The organism is Rummeliibacillus pycnus (assembly GCF_002884495.1).
Lineage (GTDB): Bacteria > Bacillota > Bacilli > Bacillales_A > Planococcaceae > Rummeliibacillus > Rummeliibacillus pycnus.
Genome location: NZ_KZ614145.1, coordinates 3,636,090 through 3,653,845 on the forward strand (window position 1 = coordinate 3,636,090; position 17,756 = coordinate 3,653,845).

Here is a 17,756-nt window from a genome sequence, read left to right on the forward strand (position 1 = left end):
ATTGAGGAGGCTATATGAATGGTTAAGTATATTTTAAAAAGACTTGGATATATACTGATTGCACTTTTTATAATCGTAACTGTTACATTCTTCCTTATGAGAATTGCTCCCGGTAGCCCATTTGCAAGTGAAAAGAGTGTGCCACCTGAAATTCAGCAAGCTCTTGATAAGGAGTATGGATTAAATAATCCATGGTATGTTCAATATAAAGACTATCTAATTTCGACTGCAAAATTTGATTTTGGTGAATCTATGAAATATAAAGGTCGTTCTACAAATGATATGATCAATGAAAGTTTCCCAATTTCACTGACATTAGGTATTGAAGCAATGATTCTTGCAGTTGGTTTTGGTATTTTAATAGGTGCTGTATCAGCGCTCTATCATAATAAATTCCCCGATTATTTAGGGACTACATTTGCAGTCCTTGGTATATCCGTTCCGTCCTTTATTTTAGCGGGATTATTACAATATTTTGTGGGTCTAAAAATGCAGCTATTACCGATTAGTGGTTGGAATGGCTTTGCGTATAGTATTTTGCCTGCACTTTCAATCGCGATTACACATATGGGTTTTATCGCAAAACTAACTCGTTCAAGCATGCTTGAACAAAATCATAGTGAATATGTGAAAATGGCACGCGCTAAAGGGATTGGTAAATGGACAACCGTCTTCAAACACACCCTACGAAACGCTCTTCTTCCGGTTATCACCTATCTAGGACCATTAGCTGCCGGTGTTATTACAGGTAGTTTCATTGTGGAACAAATCTTTGCTATTCCTGGGTTAGGTAAATATTTTGTAACGAGTATTACAAACCGTGATTATACGGTAATTATGGGAACGACAGTATTCTATTCAATTATTCTATTATTTGCAGTATTAGTGGTAGATATTCTGTATGGACTAATTGATCCACGTATCAAGCTGAAAGGAGCGAAAAAATAATGACACAATCTTTAAAGGAAATTCCTCAGATTTCAAAAGACAAGTTCAAAATTGTTGGTGGAAATCACGCCGATACAGAAAAACTTTCTGAAAAATCAGTGTCTTTCTGGAAGGAAGTAAGACTTCGCTTCTCTCAAAACAAATTAGCCATTTTAGGTTTAATTATTTTAGTAATCGTTGGGCTACTTGCCATTTTCGTTCCTTTGTTTTCTCCATATAGCTATCGAGAACAATTAGGTGTATATAATGCTCCTCCTTCAGCAAAACATTGGTTTGGAACAGATGATCTCGGTCGTGATGTATTTGTTCGTGTATGGGTTGGAGCTCGAATTTCATTATTTATCGGCTTAACAGCAGCAGTGATTGATTTGATCATTGGTGTTGCATGGGGCGCAATTTCAGGTTTAGTAGGTGGTCGCATTGATGATATTATGATGCGTATTGCTGATGTATTAACGGCAGTCCCTTATCTATTAGTAGTAATTATTTTACTTGTTGTTTTACAACCAGGTTTACTACCAATGATTATCGCTCTTTCTATCACAGGTTGGGTCAATATGGCTCGAATTGTACGTGGAGAGGTTCTTTCGATTAAAAACCAAGAATATGTACTTGCGGCAAGAACACTCGGAGCAGGTACTAAACATATTATTTTGAAGCACTTAGTACCAAATGCACTTGGAGCAATTTTAGTAACAATGACATTAACAATTCCAAACGCCATTTTCACTGAGTCTTTCTTAAGTTATTTAGGACTAGGAGTGCCAGCACCAATGGCAAGTTGGGGAACTATGGCATCAGAAGGAAACAACGCATTAGAAACTGCACCTTGGCGTTTAATATTCCCTGCGGTATTTATTTCCGTGACGATTTTTGCCTTTAATGCAGTAGGTGATGGACTTCGTGATGCGCTTGATCCAAAATTACGTAAATAATATTTAGTAGAGAAGTAGGTGAGAAAATGAGTGAAACATTATTAGAAGTAAAAGATTTGAAAATTAACTTTAAAACATATGCGGGTATTGTTCACGCAGTTCGCGGTGTTAGCTTCGACCTTAAACAAGGGGAAACACTTGCAATCGTTGGTGAATCAGGTTCTGGTAAAAGTGTTACGAGTAATGCTTTGATGAAACTCATTCCTCAACCACCAGGTATTTATGATAGTGGTCAAATTTTATTTGAAGGACGCGACCTGATCCCAGTATCAGAAAAAGAAATGGCGAAAATCCGTGGTAACGAGATTGCGATGATTTTCCAAGATCCAATGACTGCTTTAAACCCAACAATGAGGGTAGGAAAGCAAATCATGGAAGTAATTTTAAAACATAATAAAAAAGCAACGCGAGAATCTGCAAAAAAACGAGCAATCGAGTTACTTGATGAAGTAGGGATTCCATTCCCAGAAAAACGTTTTAAACAATACCCTCATGAATTTTCAGGTGGTATGCGCCAACGTGTAGTGATTGCCATAGCATTAGCGGCTGATCCGAAACTTCTTATTGCGGATGAACCAACAACAGCACTTGATGTTACGATTCAAGCTCAGATAATTGAATTAATGAAAGAAATTCAAAAGAAAAGTAATACATCGATTATTTTCATCACACATGATCTTGGTGTAGTGGCGAATATTGCTGACCGAGTAGCGGTTATGTACGCTGGGCAAATTGTAGAATATGGTACAGTAAACGAAATCTTCTACAATCCTAGACATCCATACACTTGGGGATTACTAGGCTCAATGCCTGATCTGGATAATAAAACCGATGAATTATTGCGTACAATTCCAGGTTCACCACCAGATTTAATCCATCCACCTAAAGGTGATGCATTCGCACCACGTAATGAGTATGCGATGCAAATTGATTATGAACAAGAACCACCAATGTTTAAAGTAAGTGAAACACACTTTGCAAAAACTTGGCTACTACATCCAGATGCACCAGAAGTCCCTATTCCAGAAGCAGTTCAAAAACGAATTGATGGTTATTTAGCAAAGGACGGTGCACAAAATGGCTGAGAAAATATTAGAAGTTAAAAATTTGAAACAGTATTTTGGTACTATTAAAGCCGTAGATGGTATAAGTTTCGATGTCTATAAAGGTGAAACACTAGGCCTTGTAGGTGAATCAGGATGTGGGAAATCTACAACTGGTCGTTCTATTATCCGTCTTTATGATATTACAGATGGAGAAATTAAATTCAAAGGGAAAGATATTCATGGCAAGAAGTCACGAAAAGAATTAAAAGACTTTAACCGTGAAATGCAAATGATTTTCCAAGATCCATACGCATCTCTTAATCCACGTATGACAGCAGGCGAAATTATTGCTGAAGGCTTTGATATTCATGGTCTATATAAAAACAAAACAGAACGAAAAGAGAAAATTGCTTCACTACTAGAAGCTGTTGGACTAAACAGGGAACATGCCAACCGTTATGCTCACGAATTCTCAGGTGGTCAACGTCAACGTATTGGTATTGCCCGTGCACTAAGTTTAGATCCAAGCTTTATCATTGCAGATGAACCAATTTCTGCACTAGACGTATCCATTCAAGCACAAGTTGTTAACTTACTAAAACAACTCCAAAAAGAACGTGGACTAACTTATTTATTCATCGCACATGATCTTTCAATGGTTAAATATATTAGTGATCGTATTGCCGTGATGCGTCGAGGAAAGATTTTAGAAATTGGTTCTTCAGAAGATATCTATCAACACCCAGTTCATCCATATACAAAATCATTACTTTCAGCTATTCCATTGCCAGATCCAATCTCTGAAAGTAAACGTACTCGTATTCCTTATGAACATGAGGAAACAGGAGATGATGCTTCAACTCACGAAGTATTCCCTGGCCATTTTGTTTATGGAACAGATCAACAAATTGCTAAATGGTATAAATAATAGAGCTCTTTTTGAATAAAAAAGTTATAAAATGTCCCTCATTGATTTTCTTGATGAGGGCTTTTTTTAGCTTAAAAAGGCACTTTAATACTTTAAAGCGTAAGAAATTTTAAAAAATATTCCGGATTTTAATATTCATAAAATGTATAAAAATTCAATTAAAATACTTTAAGCTTACTATATTTCGGTAAATTAAGAAAATATGTATATTTATTCGAAAAATATTTATATGACATAAGTTTTAGAAAATTGAGGTATTTTAGAAAATTAGGATAATTTGTTTTTTTATATAGTATCCTCTGATATAGTAATAGGTAGTTACTTTTGGTTAGTAACTATCAATAATTATGTAAACCAAATAAGGGGGATTATTATGAAGAAAAAGTTTTTATCACTTGTGCTTTTATCAGCATTGATGTTGGTATTAGCAGCATGTAACTTTGGTGGATCGAAAGATAAAACAGATGATTCATCAAAGTCAACAGAAACTAAAACTGAAGATAAAACATTAAATCTAACAATTACATCTGAACCACCAAGTATGAATCCACAACTTGCAACAGATAGTACTTCTGGTGCAATTCTTCGTACTATTTTTGAAGGTTTAACTCGTGTTGATAAAGATGGTAAAGTACAAAATGCAGCAGCAGAAGATATTAAAGTTAGTGACGATAAATTAACGTATACATTTACTTTACGTGATCAAAAATGGTCAAATGGTGACCAAGTTGTAGCTGGAGACTTCGCTTATGCTTGGAAATGGGCGTTAAATCCTAAAAACGCTTCAGAATATGCTTCTATTCTTTACCCAATCAAAGGCGCTCAAGCTTATAACGAAGGTAAAGGTTCTGAAAAAGATCTAGGTATTAAAGTTGTTGATGATAAAACATTAGAAGTAACGCTTGAAAATCCAACACCTTACTTCTTAGAATTGACTGCTTTCTATACTTACTTACCAGTTAATGAAAAAGTGGTAAAAGACAACAAAAAATGGGCTGCTGAAGCTGGAGACACTTATGTAACAAATGGTCCGTTTACATTAGGTGAATGGAAACACAGTGATTCGATTACGCTTAAAAAGAATGCTGATTACTGGGATAAAGACCATGTAGCTTTAAATACAATTAACATGAAAATGGTTGAATCTGAAGCAACAGCTAACCGTATGTTCCAAAGTGGTGACATCGATTACTTAGGTTCTCCATTCCAAGTTGTTCCACTTGATGCAATGGATGGCTACAAAAAAGACGGTACACTTAAAAACAAAGATTATGCTGCTATTTATGAGTATAAATTCAATACAAAAGGCAAATTTACTAAAAATGCGAACATTCGTAAAGCTTTAGCGCTTGCGATTAATCGCGAAGGTTTATCAAAAGACATTCTTAAAGGCGGACAGCCAGCAGCGCTTAGTGGTGTTCCTGTAGCAATCGCTGGCTTTGAAAATGAAAATAATGGTTTCAAAGACAATGATATCGCTGGTGCTAAAAAGGCGCTTGAAGCTGGTATGAAAGAATTAGGCATTAAAAAAGCAAGTGATATTAAACTTGGTATTTCTATTAACACAAGTGAAGCACACCAAGCAATCGCTCAATATATTCAAGAAGGTTGGGTGAAAAACTTAGGAATCGAAGTTAAAATCGATAACTCTGAGTGGCAAGTATATCTTGATAAAGTAGATGCGTTAGATTATGATGTAGCTCGTTTGGGTTGGATTGCTGATTTCAACGATGCTTATACATTCCTAGAACGCTATGATACTGCTAAAAACGGTAACAATGATACTGGTTGGGAAAATCCACAGTACAAATCACTTATGGAAAAAGCAGTTAAAGAAGCTGACGAAGCAAAACGTCTTGAGTACTTAAAAGAAGGTAACAAAATTCTTACTCAAGAATTCCCTGTAGCACCAATCTACTTCTACGTTAATAACTTCGTAGAAAAAGATTATGTGAAAAACATGGAACCAAACAAATTGGGTGAAATTGACCTTAAATCTGTAGATATCCAAAAATAATAGTAGAACTATTGATTGTAACGAATAGATAAATTATATCTACTACAAGGTAGTTGGGCTGCTTTTAGTCGAGATCATCGATTAAATAGCAGCCCTTTATTTCGCAAATATGAATCAAAGGAGGAATTAAAATGCTCAAGTACATCCTAAAGAGATGTCTATATATTTTCATCGCATTATTTGTAATCGTGACGATTACATTCTTCTTAATGCGACTTGCCCCTGGTAGTCCGTTTGCATCTGAAAAGAATTTCCCCCCAGCTATTCAAGAACAGCTGAACGAGTCGTATGGCTTGAATAACCCCTGGTATATTCAATATAAAGATTATTTAGTTGCTACAGCACAATTTGATTTTGGCGAATCGATGAAATACAAAGGCCGTTCTACAAATGATATGATCTCTGAAAGCTTCCCAATTTCCTTAACATTAGGGATTGAAGCCATGCTTTTAGCAGTGGGATTTGGTGTGTTAATCGGTGTGATCGCAGCTTTATATCATAATAGGTTTCCCGATTATCTCGCAACAACGTTTGCCGTTTTAGGTATTTCAGTACCGTCATTCATCCTTGCTGGTTTACTCCAATATTTCGTTGGTTTGAAGTTACAGCTACTTCCGATTAGTGGTTGGAATGGATTTGTCTATAGTATTTTGCCTGCACTAGCGATTGCTATTTCGCATATGGGCTTTATTTCAAAGCTTACTCGTTCAAGTATGCTTGAACAAAATCATAGTGAATATGTCAAAATGGCAAGAGCTAAAGGAATTGGTAAATGGGCGACTGTGTTTAAGCATACGCTACGAAATGCACTATTGCCGGTTGTTACGTATATAGGACCCTTAGCTGCTGGTGTTATTACAGGTAGTTTTATTGTGGAGCAAATTTTTGCAATACCTGGTTTAGGTAAATACTTTGTGACAAGTATTACAAATCGAGACTATACAGTCATTATGGGAACAACCGTGTTCTATTCCATTATCCTGTTATTCGCGGTATTAATAGTTGATATTTTATATGGATTCATCGATCCGCGCATCAAGCTGAAAGGAGACCAAAAATCATGACACAACAGTCGACAAATATTTCAAAAGACAAGTTTAAAATCGTTGGTGGAAATCATGCAGAAACAGAAAAACTTGCAGAAAGATCCGTTTCTTTTTGGAAGGAAGTAATGTATCGTTTTTCACATAATAAGTTAGCGATTGTAGGATTGATCATTTTAGTGATTGTGATATTGATGGCTGTTCTTGTTCCTTGGTTATCTCCATTTAGTTACCGTGAGCAGCTAGGTGTATATAATAAAGCTCCGTCATTGAAACATTGGTTTGGTACTGATGATCTTGGTCGTGATGTATTTGTCCGTGTTTGGTATGGTGCGCGTATTTCACTATTCATTGGCATCACTGCAGCAGTTATTGACTTAATTATTGGTGTTGCATGGGGAGCAATCTCAGGCTTAGTGGGGGGGCGAGTAGACGATATCATGATGCGTATTGCAGACGTTTTAACAGCTGTCCCGTACTTATTGGTTGTCATTATCCTTTTAGTCGTATTACAACCGGGCTTATTGCCAATGATTATTGCTCTATCGATTACCGGATGGGTAAACATGGCTCGAATTGTACGTGGAGAGGTACTGTCGATTAAAAATCAAGAATATGTACTTGCGGCAAGAACACTTGGAGCAAATACTAGTCATATTATTTTAAAGCATTTAGTTCCGAATGCACTTGGAGCTATTTTAGTAACAATGACATTAACGATTCCAACTGCTATTTTCACCGAGTCTTTCTTAAGTTATTTAGGACTAGGTGTACCAGCACCAATGGCTAGCTGGGGAACTATGGCATCAGAAGGAAACAACGCATTAGAAACAGCACCTTGGCGTTTAATTTTCCCTGCAGTATTTATATCGCTTACGATTTTTGCTTTCAATGCAGTGGGTGATGGTCTTCGTGATGCACTTGATCCAAAATTACGTAAATAGAAAAGGGTGAATAGAATGGGCGAAAAGATTATTGAAGTAAAAGATTTACGCATTAATTTTAAAACATATGCAGGACTCGTTCATGCTGTTCGCGGCGTTAACTTTTCTTTAGAAAAGGGTCAAACGCTAGCGATTGTAGGGGAATCGGGTTCAGGAAAATCCGTAACGAGCAATGCCTTGATGAAGCTTATACCACAGCCACCGGGAATTTATGAAAGTGGAGAAATCGTATTTAATGGCAAGGATCTAATAAAATGTACGGAAAAAGAGATGACAAAAATTCGTGGGAATGAGATTGCAATGATATTCCAAGATCCCATGACAGCTTTAAACCCAACGATGAGAGTTGGTAAGCAAATCATGGAAGTAATATTAAAGCATAATAAAAAAGCAACGCGAGAATCTGCCAAAAAACGAGCAATCGAGTTACTTGATGAAGTAGGCATTCCATTCCCTGAAAAACGTTTTAAACAATATCCACATGAATTTTCAGGTGGTATGAGACAACGGGCTGTTATAGCGATAGCTCTTGCAGCAGAGCCCAAGTTACTGATAGCCGATGAACCTACAACAGCACTAGATGTTACCATTCAAGCTCAAATTCTAGAGTTGATGAAAGAAATTCAACGTAATAGTGATACATCCATTATTTTTATCACACATGATCTTGGAGTGGTTGCAAATGTTGCTGATTATGTAGCTGTTATGTATGCTGGGCAGATTGTAGAATATGGTGCGGTAAATGAAATTTTCTATGATCCAAAGCATCCCTATACATGGGGATTACTAGGGTCTATGCCAGACTTAGATAACAATACGGAAGAATTGTTACGTACAATTCCAGGTTCACCACCAGATCTAATTCATCCGCCAAAAGGGGATGCATTCGCACCACGTAATGAGTTTGCTATGCAAATTGATTATGAAGAAGAGCCTCCAATGTTCCAAGTTAGTGAAACTCATTTTGCAAAGACATGGTTGTTGCATCCAGATGCACCAAAAATTCCGGTGCCAGAGGAAGTACGAAAACGAATTGAAGGCTATCTTGCTAAGGAGGATGTTCATCATGGCTGAGAAAATATTAGAAGTTAAAAATCTAAAACAGTATTTTGGTTCTATTAAAGCCGTTGATGGTATTAGCTTTGATGTGTACAAAGGTGAAACACTAGGGCTTGTAGGCGAATCTGGTTGTGGAAAATCAACGACTGGTCGCTCAATAATTCGCTTATATGACATTACTGATGGAGAAATTATCTTTAAAGGTCGTAATGTACATGACAAAAAGAATCAAAAAGATCTAAAATCATTTAATAAAGAAATGCAAATGATTTTTCAGGATCCATATGCATCATTAAATCCAAGAATGACAGCCGGTGAAATTATTGCAGAAGGTTTCAAAATACATGGCTTGTACAAAGATAAAAAAGAACGTCAAGAACGTATTGGAAAATTACTTGAAGCAGTAGGACTAAATCGTGAACATATGAATCGCTATGCCCATGAATTTTCAGGAGGTCAGCGTCAGCGCATTGGGATTGCAAGAGCGTTAAGTTTAAATCCAAGTTTCATCATTGCAGATGAACCAATCTCAGCATTGGATGTTTCCATTCAAGCACAAGTTGTTAACTTATTAAAAGAATTACAAAAGAAACATGGGTTAACCTATTTATTCATTGCACATGATCTTTCGATGGTGAAATATATTAGTGATCGTATAGCGGTAATGCGAGCGGGTAAGATTCTTGAAATTGGTACATCAGAAGATATTTACAGAAAACCAATACATCCGTATACAAAATCGCTACTCTCTGCAATTCCACTTCCAGATCCAATTTCAGAGAGTAAACGTAAGCGAATTCCTTATAAAGAGGAAGAAGTTGATGGTGAGCAAACAATACATGAAGTATTTAAAGGGCATTTTGTGTATGGTACAGAAGCTCAAATTGAGAAATGGAGAATGCAGGGATAGTTATTATTCAGCATATTGAATCTCTTGTCGCATATTCGCCGACAAGAGATTTTTTTATCCCGTATAAAAGGGCAGCAAGACCCTTAATTTGATAAAGTTTGACGATTTCAAACTTTATGCTAGTTGATTTTGATTTAAATCCATAATTTGTTAAGTTGTTCGTATTTCATGATTAAAATGGATGTTCATTTATATAAGAATTTACTCTAGAAACCGTATATTTGGTAAATTTTAATAATATAAAATAAAAGAGAACCAAAAAATATGTATTGAGCATTTATAAATAAAAAAATTAAAAGTTAAAGAAAATTCGGTTTATTCAATCTAAAAGTATGCTACGATATCTTTGACAACATAAAAAGTAGGGAGCGAACCAACAAGTGACGATTTCAACTGTTATTTTTGATTTAGATGATACGTTATTATGGGATAAAAAAAGTATTGCCACAGCATTTTCATTAACATGTGAGAAAGCTGCTTCTCGTATTGATATTGATGTTCAGCAATTAGAAGAAGCAGTACGCCAAACTGCACGTGATTTATATAGTACATACCCTACATTTGATTATACACAAATGATTGGTATTAACCCATTTGAAGGGCTATGGGGAACATTTGATGATCCAACACCTCAATTTCAAGAACTAAAGAAAATAGTACCAAGTTATCGCAAAGCCGCTTGGACTGGAGGACTAGCAAAGCTTGGTATAAATGATGAAGCGTTAGGTGCTGAACTTGGGGAATACTTTGTAGAAGTCAGAAAACAGAGTCCTTTTGTTTATGAGGAAACATTTGAAGTATTAGATACATTAAAAGGAAAGTATCAACTTATTTTATTGACGAATGGTGCGCCAAGTTTGCAAAATACGAAATTGCAAATTACACCAGAAATTGTCCCTTATTTTGATCATATTATTATTTCAGGTGATTTTGGGGAAGGCAAGCCAGCAGCATCCATTTTCAAACATGTTTTAGATATTGCAAAAGTAACGGCAGATGAAGCGATTATGGTAGGGGATAATTTAATGACCGATATTCTTGGTTCTTCTCGTGTTCAAATGCGTTCTGCTTGGATAAACCGTGAAGATAAACAACATATTGAAGGAATTACGCCTACTTACGAAATTCATTCGCTCCATGAACTTGTTCAATTGTTAGATCATATTTAATAGCTAAAATACGAAACTTTAAAAGAAAAAAGTCGTTCATTCATACCGAGGGGAAGGAAATGAAGACTATGAAAAAATTATTGAAAGATCCTATGACCATTGTTGCGTGTATTTTAACATTAATAGTAGTACTTTATAGATTGAACTAAGTTTAAAGAGTAGCTAACAGCTACTCTTTTTTTCTAATAGTTATTGTAGACTGTATTGTCCGGTTATGTATTCAGTTGATGGTAGCGGAGGACTGAAAAAGTATAGGAATACAAAGATTTATAGTATATATCTGCTGTTGAATGAAGTGGAATTAGCTCCACTTTCCGTGGGCGAACTGACGAGCCTCCTCGCTGCGCTCCGGGGTCTCGTCTAGCTCGTTTTCCCACAGGAGTCTCCGCTAATTTCACTTCAACTAAGATGGGTTAACACAAAATTTTTTATAATAATCAAGCTACTTTTACTTATCCAGTGCCCTCTTGTAGCAGAGGGAGAAGAATCCAGCGTAAAAAATTGTAGGTAAACTTGAATTCTTGGAGTTCTCCTTTGTTAAAAAAAGCAAAGCAGTCTCTGCAATAGAGACTGCTTCGTTTTTTATGATGTGTTGTTTTTAATTACAAATTAATTGCTTTTGCTTCAAAGACATTATCTTGAGCTGTTAAAAATTCTACGTTGTCCACTGTATTATCTACAGAAAGCATCATAATAGCATTACCGCCTTGGTTTGAGCGACCAACCTGCATTGTTGCAATGTTGATGTCTTTTTCTGCAAGCAATGTGCCAACACGACCGATAGCACCTGGTTTATCAGTATGTTTGATGAAGATTAAGTGCCCTTGTGGTACGACATCCACTACATATTCATCAACTTGAACGATACGAGCACCAAGGCCGTTAAGTAATGTACCTTTTACTTTATGAGTTTCATTTTTTGTTACTAGTTCAACAGAGATAGAGTTTAAGAAAGCCTTTGCTGTTGTAGATTTATGTTCGTTAATTTTGATCGCATTACGTTCAGCTAGGTAACGTGCATTCACATTGTTCACATGGTTACCAAGGTTACGAGTAAGTACACCTTTTACTGTATTGTTTGTTAATGGACGAACATCAAAGCTTGCTAATTCACCAGAGTAGTAAACGTTAATTTCTTCAATAGCTTCATCCGTTAAATTAGATACAAATGCACCGATTTTATCAGCAAGATCGAAGAAAGGTTCTACTTTTGCAACCATATCTTTTGGAACTGAAGGCATGTTCACAGGATTACGTACAGTACCCACTTTAAAATAGCTTAAGATGTCATTACTTACATCAATCGCTACAGACTCTTGAGCTTCAATAGTAGATGCACCAAGGTGAGGGGTAGCAATTACTTGTGGTAAGTCTAGAAGGCGGTTGCCAACGAATGGTTCATCTTCCATAACGTCTAGAGCAGCACCAGCAACTTTACCTGATTCAATGGCATTGTAAAGAGCTTCTTCGTCAATGATACCGCCACGTGCACAGTTAATAATGCGAACGCCGTCTTTCATGACGTTGAAAACTTCTTCATTAATCATATGACGAGTAGAATCTAGAAGTGGCGTGTGTACTGTGATGAAGTCAGAAACGCGAGCGACATCTTCTACAGTACCAAATTCGACACCAGCTTTTTTAGCTTTTTCAGCAGTTAAGAATGGATCATATGCAATAACGTTCATACGGTTTCCTTTTGCACGATGAGCAACTTCTTGTCCGATACGACCGAAACCTATTACACCTAAAGTTTTGTTTTTAAGCTCTACTCCGACGAATTTTTTACGATCCCAGCGACCTTCTTTTAATGATAGGAAGGCATGTGGAATGTGTCGAGCAAGAGACATAATCATCGCAGTTGTATGTTCAGCAGCAGAGTTTGTGTTACCATCTGGAGCATTTACTACGATAATCCCTTTTTCAGTTGCGGCATCGAGATCAATGTTATCTACACCAACCCCTGCACGACCGATTAATTTTAAGTTATTTGCAGCTTCGATAATATCGCGAGTGACTTTTGTTTGACTACGTACAAGCAAAACGTCGAAATCATTTATGATTGCTTTTAATTCTTCTGGTTGAAGGCCAGTGTTAATCACAATATTCAAATCTAGTTCTTGTTCTTGGCGAAGTGGGTAAATACCATCTTCGCTTAGTGGGTCACTGATTAAAATGTTAATAGCCATCTCTACATTCTCTCCTTATTGTGCAACTTTTTCTGTTGTGTATTGTAAATAAACTTGTTGAGCAGCAGCTATACCGGCTCCAAGTTGAATTTGTTTACCAACTTTTACAAGCGCAATTTCCATTGCAGCTACATATTGAAGTACATCTGTTGGTGCACAGTAGCCCATGTGACCAACACGGAAAATTTTGCCTTTAAGATTTGCTTGACCGCCAGCAACTGATAAGTTGAAATCAGTTTTTAATACTTTTCGGAATGCTTCTGCATCAAAGTCATCAGGTTTAACAGATGTAACTGTTGGAGAACCATCTTCGTCAGAAGCGAATAATGGAAGATCTAATGCTTTGAAAGCTGCACGTGTCATATCGCGCATTAATTGATGACGAGCGTACACATTTTCAAGACCTTCTTGTTCAAAATTTTCAAGTACTTGTTCTAAACCAAATAATAGAGATAGTGCTGGTGTGAAAGGTGTAGTATCTTTTGCTAAATTATCACGGTATTTTGTTAGGTCTAAATAGAAACCTTTTTTAGGATTAGATTCAATTACTTTCCACGCTCTTTCACTAGCTGCGATGAAATTAAGTCCAGCTGGTAGCATGAATGCTTTTTGAGAACCAGTAACAACAACATCGATTCCCCATTCATCCATTTTTGTTTCTACACCAGCCATACATGATACGCCATCGATAATCACTAATGTTTCGTTATTGATCGCATGAACTGCTTGAGCTAATTCACCAACTGGGTTAAGAACACCTGTTGATGTTTCACAATAAGTAGAGAATACAGCTTTGATCTCTGGATTCGCTTTAAGATATTCAGCAATTTCAGCTGGCTTTAGTGCAGTACCCCATTCAACTTTGTATTCTTCTACGTTAATTTGGTAAGCTTCACAGATTTTTGTGAATCGGTTTCCGAATACCCCAGTCGCAACAACTAATACTTTATCACCTGGTTTTACAACGTTAACGATTGCAGCTTCGAGACCAGAAGTACCACTACCTGTTAGCATCATGACATCTTGTGTTGTGCCAAATACTTTTTTCAGTCTAGGTTTAATATTTTGAATCATCTGACTAGTCTCGTTACCTCGATGCCCGATCATTGGTTTAGCCATAGCACGTTCAACGCTTGGAGGGATTGGTGTTGGTCCTGGAATACGTAATAGTTGATAATCTTGTAACATAATTAGTTGCTCCTCTCATTTTTGAAAAATAAAAAAGCTTTCCACACCCTTACCGTCGTAAGGGGCGAAAAGCTGAATCAACAATCGCGGTACCACCCTTGTTTACTGTCCTTTTATAGTGGACAGTCTTTGCTATATGCTTAACGTGCATGGACCGGGTAAACCTACTTTGAAATGTTCAGAATACCTACTCAGAAGTGGAACTTACCGTTGAAATCACTGATTTCCACCTACCATCAGCTCGCTGTGGGATTTTCAAATCGATAAGCATGTCTTCGTCGTCGTATTTTTTCGTCGTATTAAATTTAATCCAATATTAAAACCAATAACACTGAATGTCAACCTTATTTTCAAATTTTCTTAAAATTATTGTTTTTAACTCTAATAATATAGAGTTAAAAACGAACTTTTAATCACTATATAGTGATTATTGTACGTCTTTTTAGAAAGGACAGTATTTTAGGACAATACTTCTAAAGTTACTATCTTTTGCTAGGTAGACATTATGATACTGGATATTGTTGATTTTATACGAGTAAACATAAGTGAAGATTTCAAAAGGAAAGCTAAGACGTTTTCACCCAAGGAATGAGGAGCTAATTCCATTTTATATATGCTACTTTCAGTAATTTCACTTAGCAAGTAAGAGGTGACTTGTTGATTTATTAAAAAAGGCCTAATCTCTTTAGTGAATAAGATGAAATGGAACATTATAAAGCAATTAAACCAATCTCCTGTAAATACTAAATATTATATTTAGATAATTTTTGGTAATAAATAATTGTTCGTAATTTGCAATTTCGTAGAATTACTATTTTTATCTACGCTAAATAAAATAAGCAGAAATGAAGGTATATTTTAATTAAAATCGAATTACTTTCGTATGTAATCATAGTTATTGATTTTATAAGTTCACAAAAGGGGTGTTTAAGAATGGGATATGAAAATATTACGGTTGAAAGAAATGGGAGACTTGCGATTGTAAGTCTAAATCGCGCACAATCAATGAATGCCATGGATGGCATCATGATGAATGAATTAGCAAATTGTTTTGAAGCATTGCAAAATGATCCAACCATACAGGTGCTTATACTAAAGGGAAGTGGCAAAGTATTTTCAGCTGGTGGAGATATTAAAGCAATGCTTGGAACGGATGGAGAAGGAAATTTTGAAATTGACGCAATTATGCTAGATATCTCAAGAATGGTTAAGGCATTTTATTCATTGCCAATGATTACAATTGCAGCCGTACATGGTGCTGCTGCAGGATTAGGATTTAGTTTAGCTTTAGCAGCAGATATTATTATTGCAGAAGAAGATAGTAAGTTAGCAATGAATTTTATTGGTATTGGATTGATCCCAGATGGAGCGGGACATTTCTTCATGAAAGAAAGATTAGGGGTCCCAAAGGCGAAACAAATGATTTGGGCTGGAGAAGTGTTAAATGGACATGCGGCAAAGAAATTAGGATTAGTAGATGAGGTAGTAGAGAGTGGAACAGCTGTCGAGCAAGCTGGTCAATTAGCGCAAAAACTACTTCATTCGCCACTTGTAGCAATGATTGAAACTAAGAAAATTTTGCATACTCAAAAACAGGTTGAACTCAACGATATCTTGAAAATGGAAAGTGAAACTCAAACAAGAATGCGTAAAACTGCTGATCATTTGGAAGGAATCAAAGCGTTTGTGGAAAAACGTCCTGCTAACTTTGAAGGGAAATAAAACATATATCTATTCTAATATAACTTATTTTGGTACTAAATAAATTAAGAGACATTTAAAAAATGTCTCTTTTTATAATAGATTTATACATGAAATAAGATTAATTTACCACTTGAATTTACTAATCGATGTGTTTTTTCTAATAACCCCAGTTGTTCGATTTTTTCTGCTCCTTGAGATTTTGCTGTTGCCTCATCAAAGAATTCCCATGCTTCATCTTTTAAAATTTCACCCGTTTTCTCGAAAGCTGTAAAACGAAATGTTTGCATGCTTTTCACCCCTTATTATGAATATGTATTCAGTATACAAAAATAGATATCTACTTGTATATGAAAAACTGTGTTAAACGAGCATAAATTGCTATAAATACTTATAAACATATGATAAAATAAGAACAAATATTCGTGTTAAGAAAAGAGGGATTGAATGTCTTCGATTCGATTTTTTCATACTGCTGATTTGCACTTAGATAGCCCATTTAAAGGAATGTCTGAGCTTCCTGAGAAAGAATTTGAAAAATTACGTAATAGCACATTTGAAGCATTTTCAACACTGATTCAAAAAGCAATTGAAGAAAAACCAGATTTTGTTTTGATTGTAGGTGATCTATATGATGGAGAAGAACGAAGCCTACGAGCACAAAAAATCTTCCAAAATGGTATGGAACAATTATGCGCTCAACAAATTCCGGTCATTATTAGTTATGGTAATCATGATCATCTAAAAGGAAATTGGACCCGTTTTTCTTTACCTGAAAACGTGTTTGTTATGCCAAAAGATACATCAAGATTTGTGCTAAAAGTTCGGGGAATAGAGGTCAATATTTATGGTTTTAGTTACCCAGAACGTCATGTGCCACAATCGATGATTGATACATATCCAGTAGCAACTGAACAAAATTCTGTACATATCGGTATGCTACATGGAAGCTTGCAAGGAAATGCTACACATGATGTATATGCACCTTTTACACTTGAAGAATTACTTTCAAAAAATTACGATTATTGGGCTCTTGGTCATATTCATAAGCGGCAGGTTTTGCATACAGACCCACCTATTATTTACCCTGGAAATATACAAAGTAGACATCGAAAAGAACTAGGTATGAAAGGGTTTTATGATGTAACAATAACAAACTTTGCTGCAGATTGTACTTTTGTGCCAACTTCAGCAATAGTTTATGAAAAGGTTCATGTGGATTGTGAAAATTTAATTCATGCCAATGAAGTATTACGGGCATGTGAGGAAGCATTAAGGGATTTTCGTATACAATATGGAGCTGGCGTAGTATGGCTTCAGTTACAGAATATTGATAAAAAGGGTATGTCACTATTTGAGGATTCGAGTATTTTAGAATGGCTTGAGGTCATACGTGAACAGGAAGATGAAAAAACACCATTTATATGGGTACAAGCTATCGAAATTGACTATCAAACAATAGATACGTACGAACCGACACTTGCTACTGAGTCTGTTATTCAAGTTCTAAATAAGTGGAACCAAAATCACCTGAAGGAAGTTGTAAAAGATTTGTATCAACACCCAAAAGGTAGTAGATATTTAGAACAATTGTCAAGTGAAGAACTGAATAACCTTGTTTCAGAAGCTGAGCATTTATTTAAGCGCTATATGAGCATGGCAAAAGAATAGGAGGTGTA

General features: G+C 35.9%; 15 protein-coding genes and 1 other annotated feature. Of the genes, 12 read left to right on the forward strand and 3 right to left on the reverse strand.

The genetic code is table 11. The features are described from left to right. The first annotated feature begins 18 nt into the window (after positions 1-18). The 10 genes from CEF14_RS17795 (at position 19) to CEF14_RS17840 (ending at position 10,999) form a co-directional block, all read left to right on the forward strand. Positions 19-948, forward strand: coding sequence for an ABC transporter permease (locus tag CEF14_RS17795; protein ID WP_102694051.1), 930 nt, complete (start codon positions 19-21; stop codon positions 946-948). After that, complete coding sequence (locus tag CEF14_RS17800; protein ID WP_102694052.1) at positions 948-1,883, forward strand: ABC transporter permease; 936 nt, start codon at positions 948-950, stop codon at positions 1,881-1,883. Before CEF14_RS17795 ends, CEF14_RS17800 begins: the two co-directional genes overlap by 1 nt. Before the next feature lie 26 nt (positions 1,884-1,909). Next, on the forward strand, positions 1,910-2,968 hold the full coding sequence (locus CEF14_RS17805) for an ABC transporter ATP-binding protein (protein WP_102694053.1): 1,059 nt from the start codon (positions 1,910-1,912) through the stop codon (positions 2,966-2,968). Then, positions 2,961-3,857, forward strand: coding sequence for an ABC transporter ATP-binding protein (locus tag CEF14_RS17810; protein WP_102694054.1), 897 nt, complete (start codon positions 2,961-2,963; stop codon positions 3,855-3,857). Before CEF14_RS17805 ends, CEF14_RS17810 begins: the two co-directional genes overlap by 8 nt. Positions 3,858-4,230: 373 nt before the next feature. Beyond that, positions 4,231-5,874 carry a peptide ABC transporter substrate-binding protein gene (locus tag CEF14_RS17815; protein WP_102694055.1) on the forward strand — a complete coding sequence of 548 codons (1,644 nt, stop codon included), beginning with the start codon at positions 4,231-4,233 and terminating at the stop codon, positions 5,872-5,874. Positions 5,875-6,005: 131 nt separating this feature from the next. Further along, complete coding sequence (locus CEF14_RS17820) at positions 6,006-6,938, forward strand: ABC transporter permease (RefSeq protein WP_102694056.1); 933 nt, start codon at positions 6,006-6,008, stop codon at positions 6,936-6,938. Further along, positions 6,935-7,861 carry an ABC transporter permease gene (locus CEF14_RS17825; RefSeq protein WP_102694057.1) on the forward strand — a complete coding sequence of 309 codons (927 nt, stop codon included), beginning with the start codon at positions 6,935-6,937 and terminating at the stop codon, positions 7,859-7,861. Before CEF14_RS17820 ends, CEF14_RS17825 begins: the two co-directional genes overlap by 4 nt. 15 nt (positions 7,862-7,876) lie before the next feature. Continuing rightward, the gene (locus CEF14_RS17830) at positions 7,877-8,935 is read left to right on the forward strand and encodes an ABC transporter ATP-binding protein (RefSeq protein WP_102694058.1); all 1,059 of its coding nucleotides are present in this window, start codon (positions 7,877-7,879) and stop codon (positions 8,933-8,935) included. Further along, the gene (locus tag CEF14_RS17835; protein ID WP_102694059.1) at positions 8,928-9,830 is read left to right on the forward strand and encodes an ABC transporter ATP-binding protein; all 903 of its coding nucleotides are present in this window, start codon (positions 8,928-8,930) and stop codon (positions 9,828-9,830) included. The genes CEF14_RS17830 and CEF14_RS17835 overlap by 8 nt, the downstream gene beginning before the upstream one ends. Positions 9,831-10,210: 380 nt before the next feature. Continuing rightward, positions 10,211-10,999, forward strand: coding sequence for an HAD family hydrolase (locus tag CEF14_RS17840; protein WP_102694060.1), 789 nt, complete (start codon positions 10,211-10,213; stop codon positions 10,997-10,999). A gap of 602 nt (positions 11,000-11,601) precedes the next feature. Here the strand turns inward: CEF14_RS17840 and serA are convergent. Together serA and CEF14_RS17850 are read right to left on the reverse strand one after the other, a co-directional pair. Next, positions 11,602-13,188 carry a phosphoglycerate dehydrogenase gene (gene serA, locus CEF14_RS17845; RefSeq protein WP_102694061.1) on the reverse strand — a complete coding sequence of 529 codons (1,587 nt, stop codon included), beginning with the start codon at positions 13,186-13,188 and terminating at the stop codon, positions 11,602-11,604. 15 nt (positions 13,189-13,203) lie between these two features. Then, a complete protein-coding gene (locus CEF14_RS17850) occupies positions 13,204-14,376 on the reverse strand; it encodes a pyridoxal-phosphate-dependent aminotransferase family protein (RefSeq protein WP_102694062.1) in 1,173 nt (390 codons plus the stop codon). Between the two features lie 57 nt (positions 14,377-14,433). Beyond that, positions 14,434-14,667: a binding site (T-box leader), on the reverse strand. A gap of 642 nt (positions 14,668-15,309) precedes the next feature. Between CEF14_RS17850 and CEF14_RS17855 the strand changes: the two genes are divergently transcribed. After that, on the forward strand, positions 15,310-16,098 hold the full coding sequence (locus tag CEF14_RS17855) for an enoyl-CoA hydratase (protein ID WP_102694063.1): 789 nt from the start codon (positions 15,310-15,312) through the stop codon (positions 16,096-16,098). Positions 16,099-16,181: 83 nt separating this feature from the next. Here CEF14_RS17855 and CEF14_RS17860 read toward each other — a convergent pair whose 3' ends face one another. Next, the gene (locus CEF14_RS17860) at positions 16,182-16,367 is read right to left on the reverse strand and encodes a YhzD family protein (protein ID WP_102694064.1); all 186 of its coding nucleotides are present in this window, start codon (positions 16,365-16,367) and stop codon (positions 16,182-16,184) included. A gap of 157 nt (positions 16,368-16,524) precedes the next feature. On the opposite strand from CEF14_RS17860, the gene CEF14_RS17865 reads away from it, so the two are divergent. After that, complete coding sequence (locus CEF14_RS17865; RefSeq protein WP_102694065.1) at positions 16,525-17,748, forward strand: metallophosphoesterase family protein; 1,224 nt, start codon at positions 16,525-16,527, stop codon at positions 17,746-17,748. Positions 17,749-17,756: the final 8 nt, after the last annotated feature.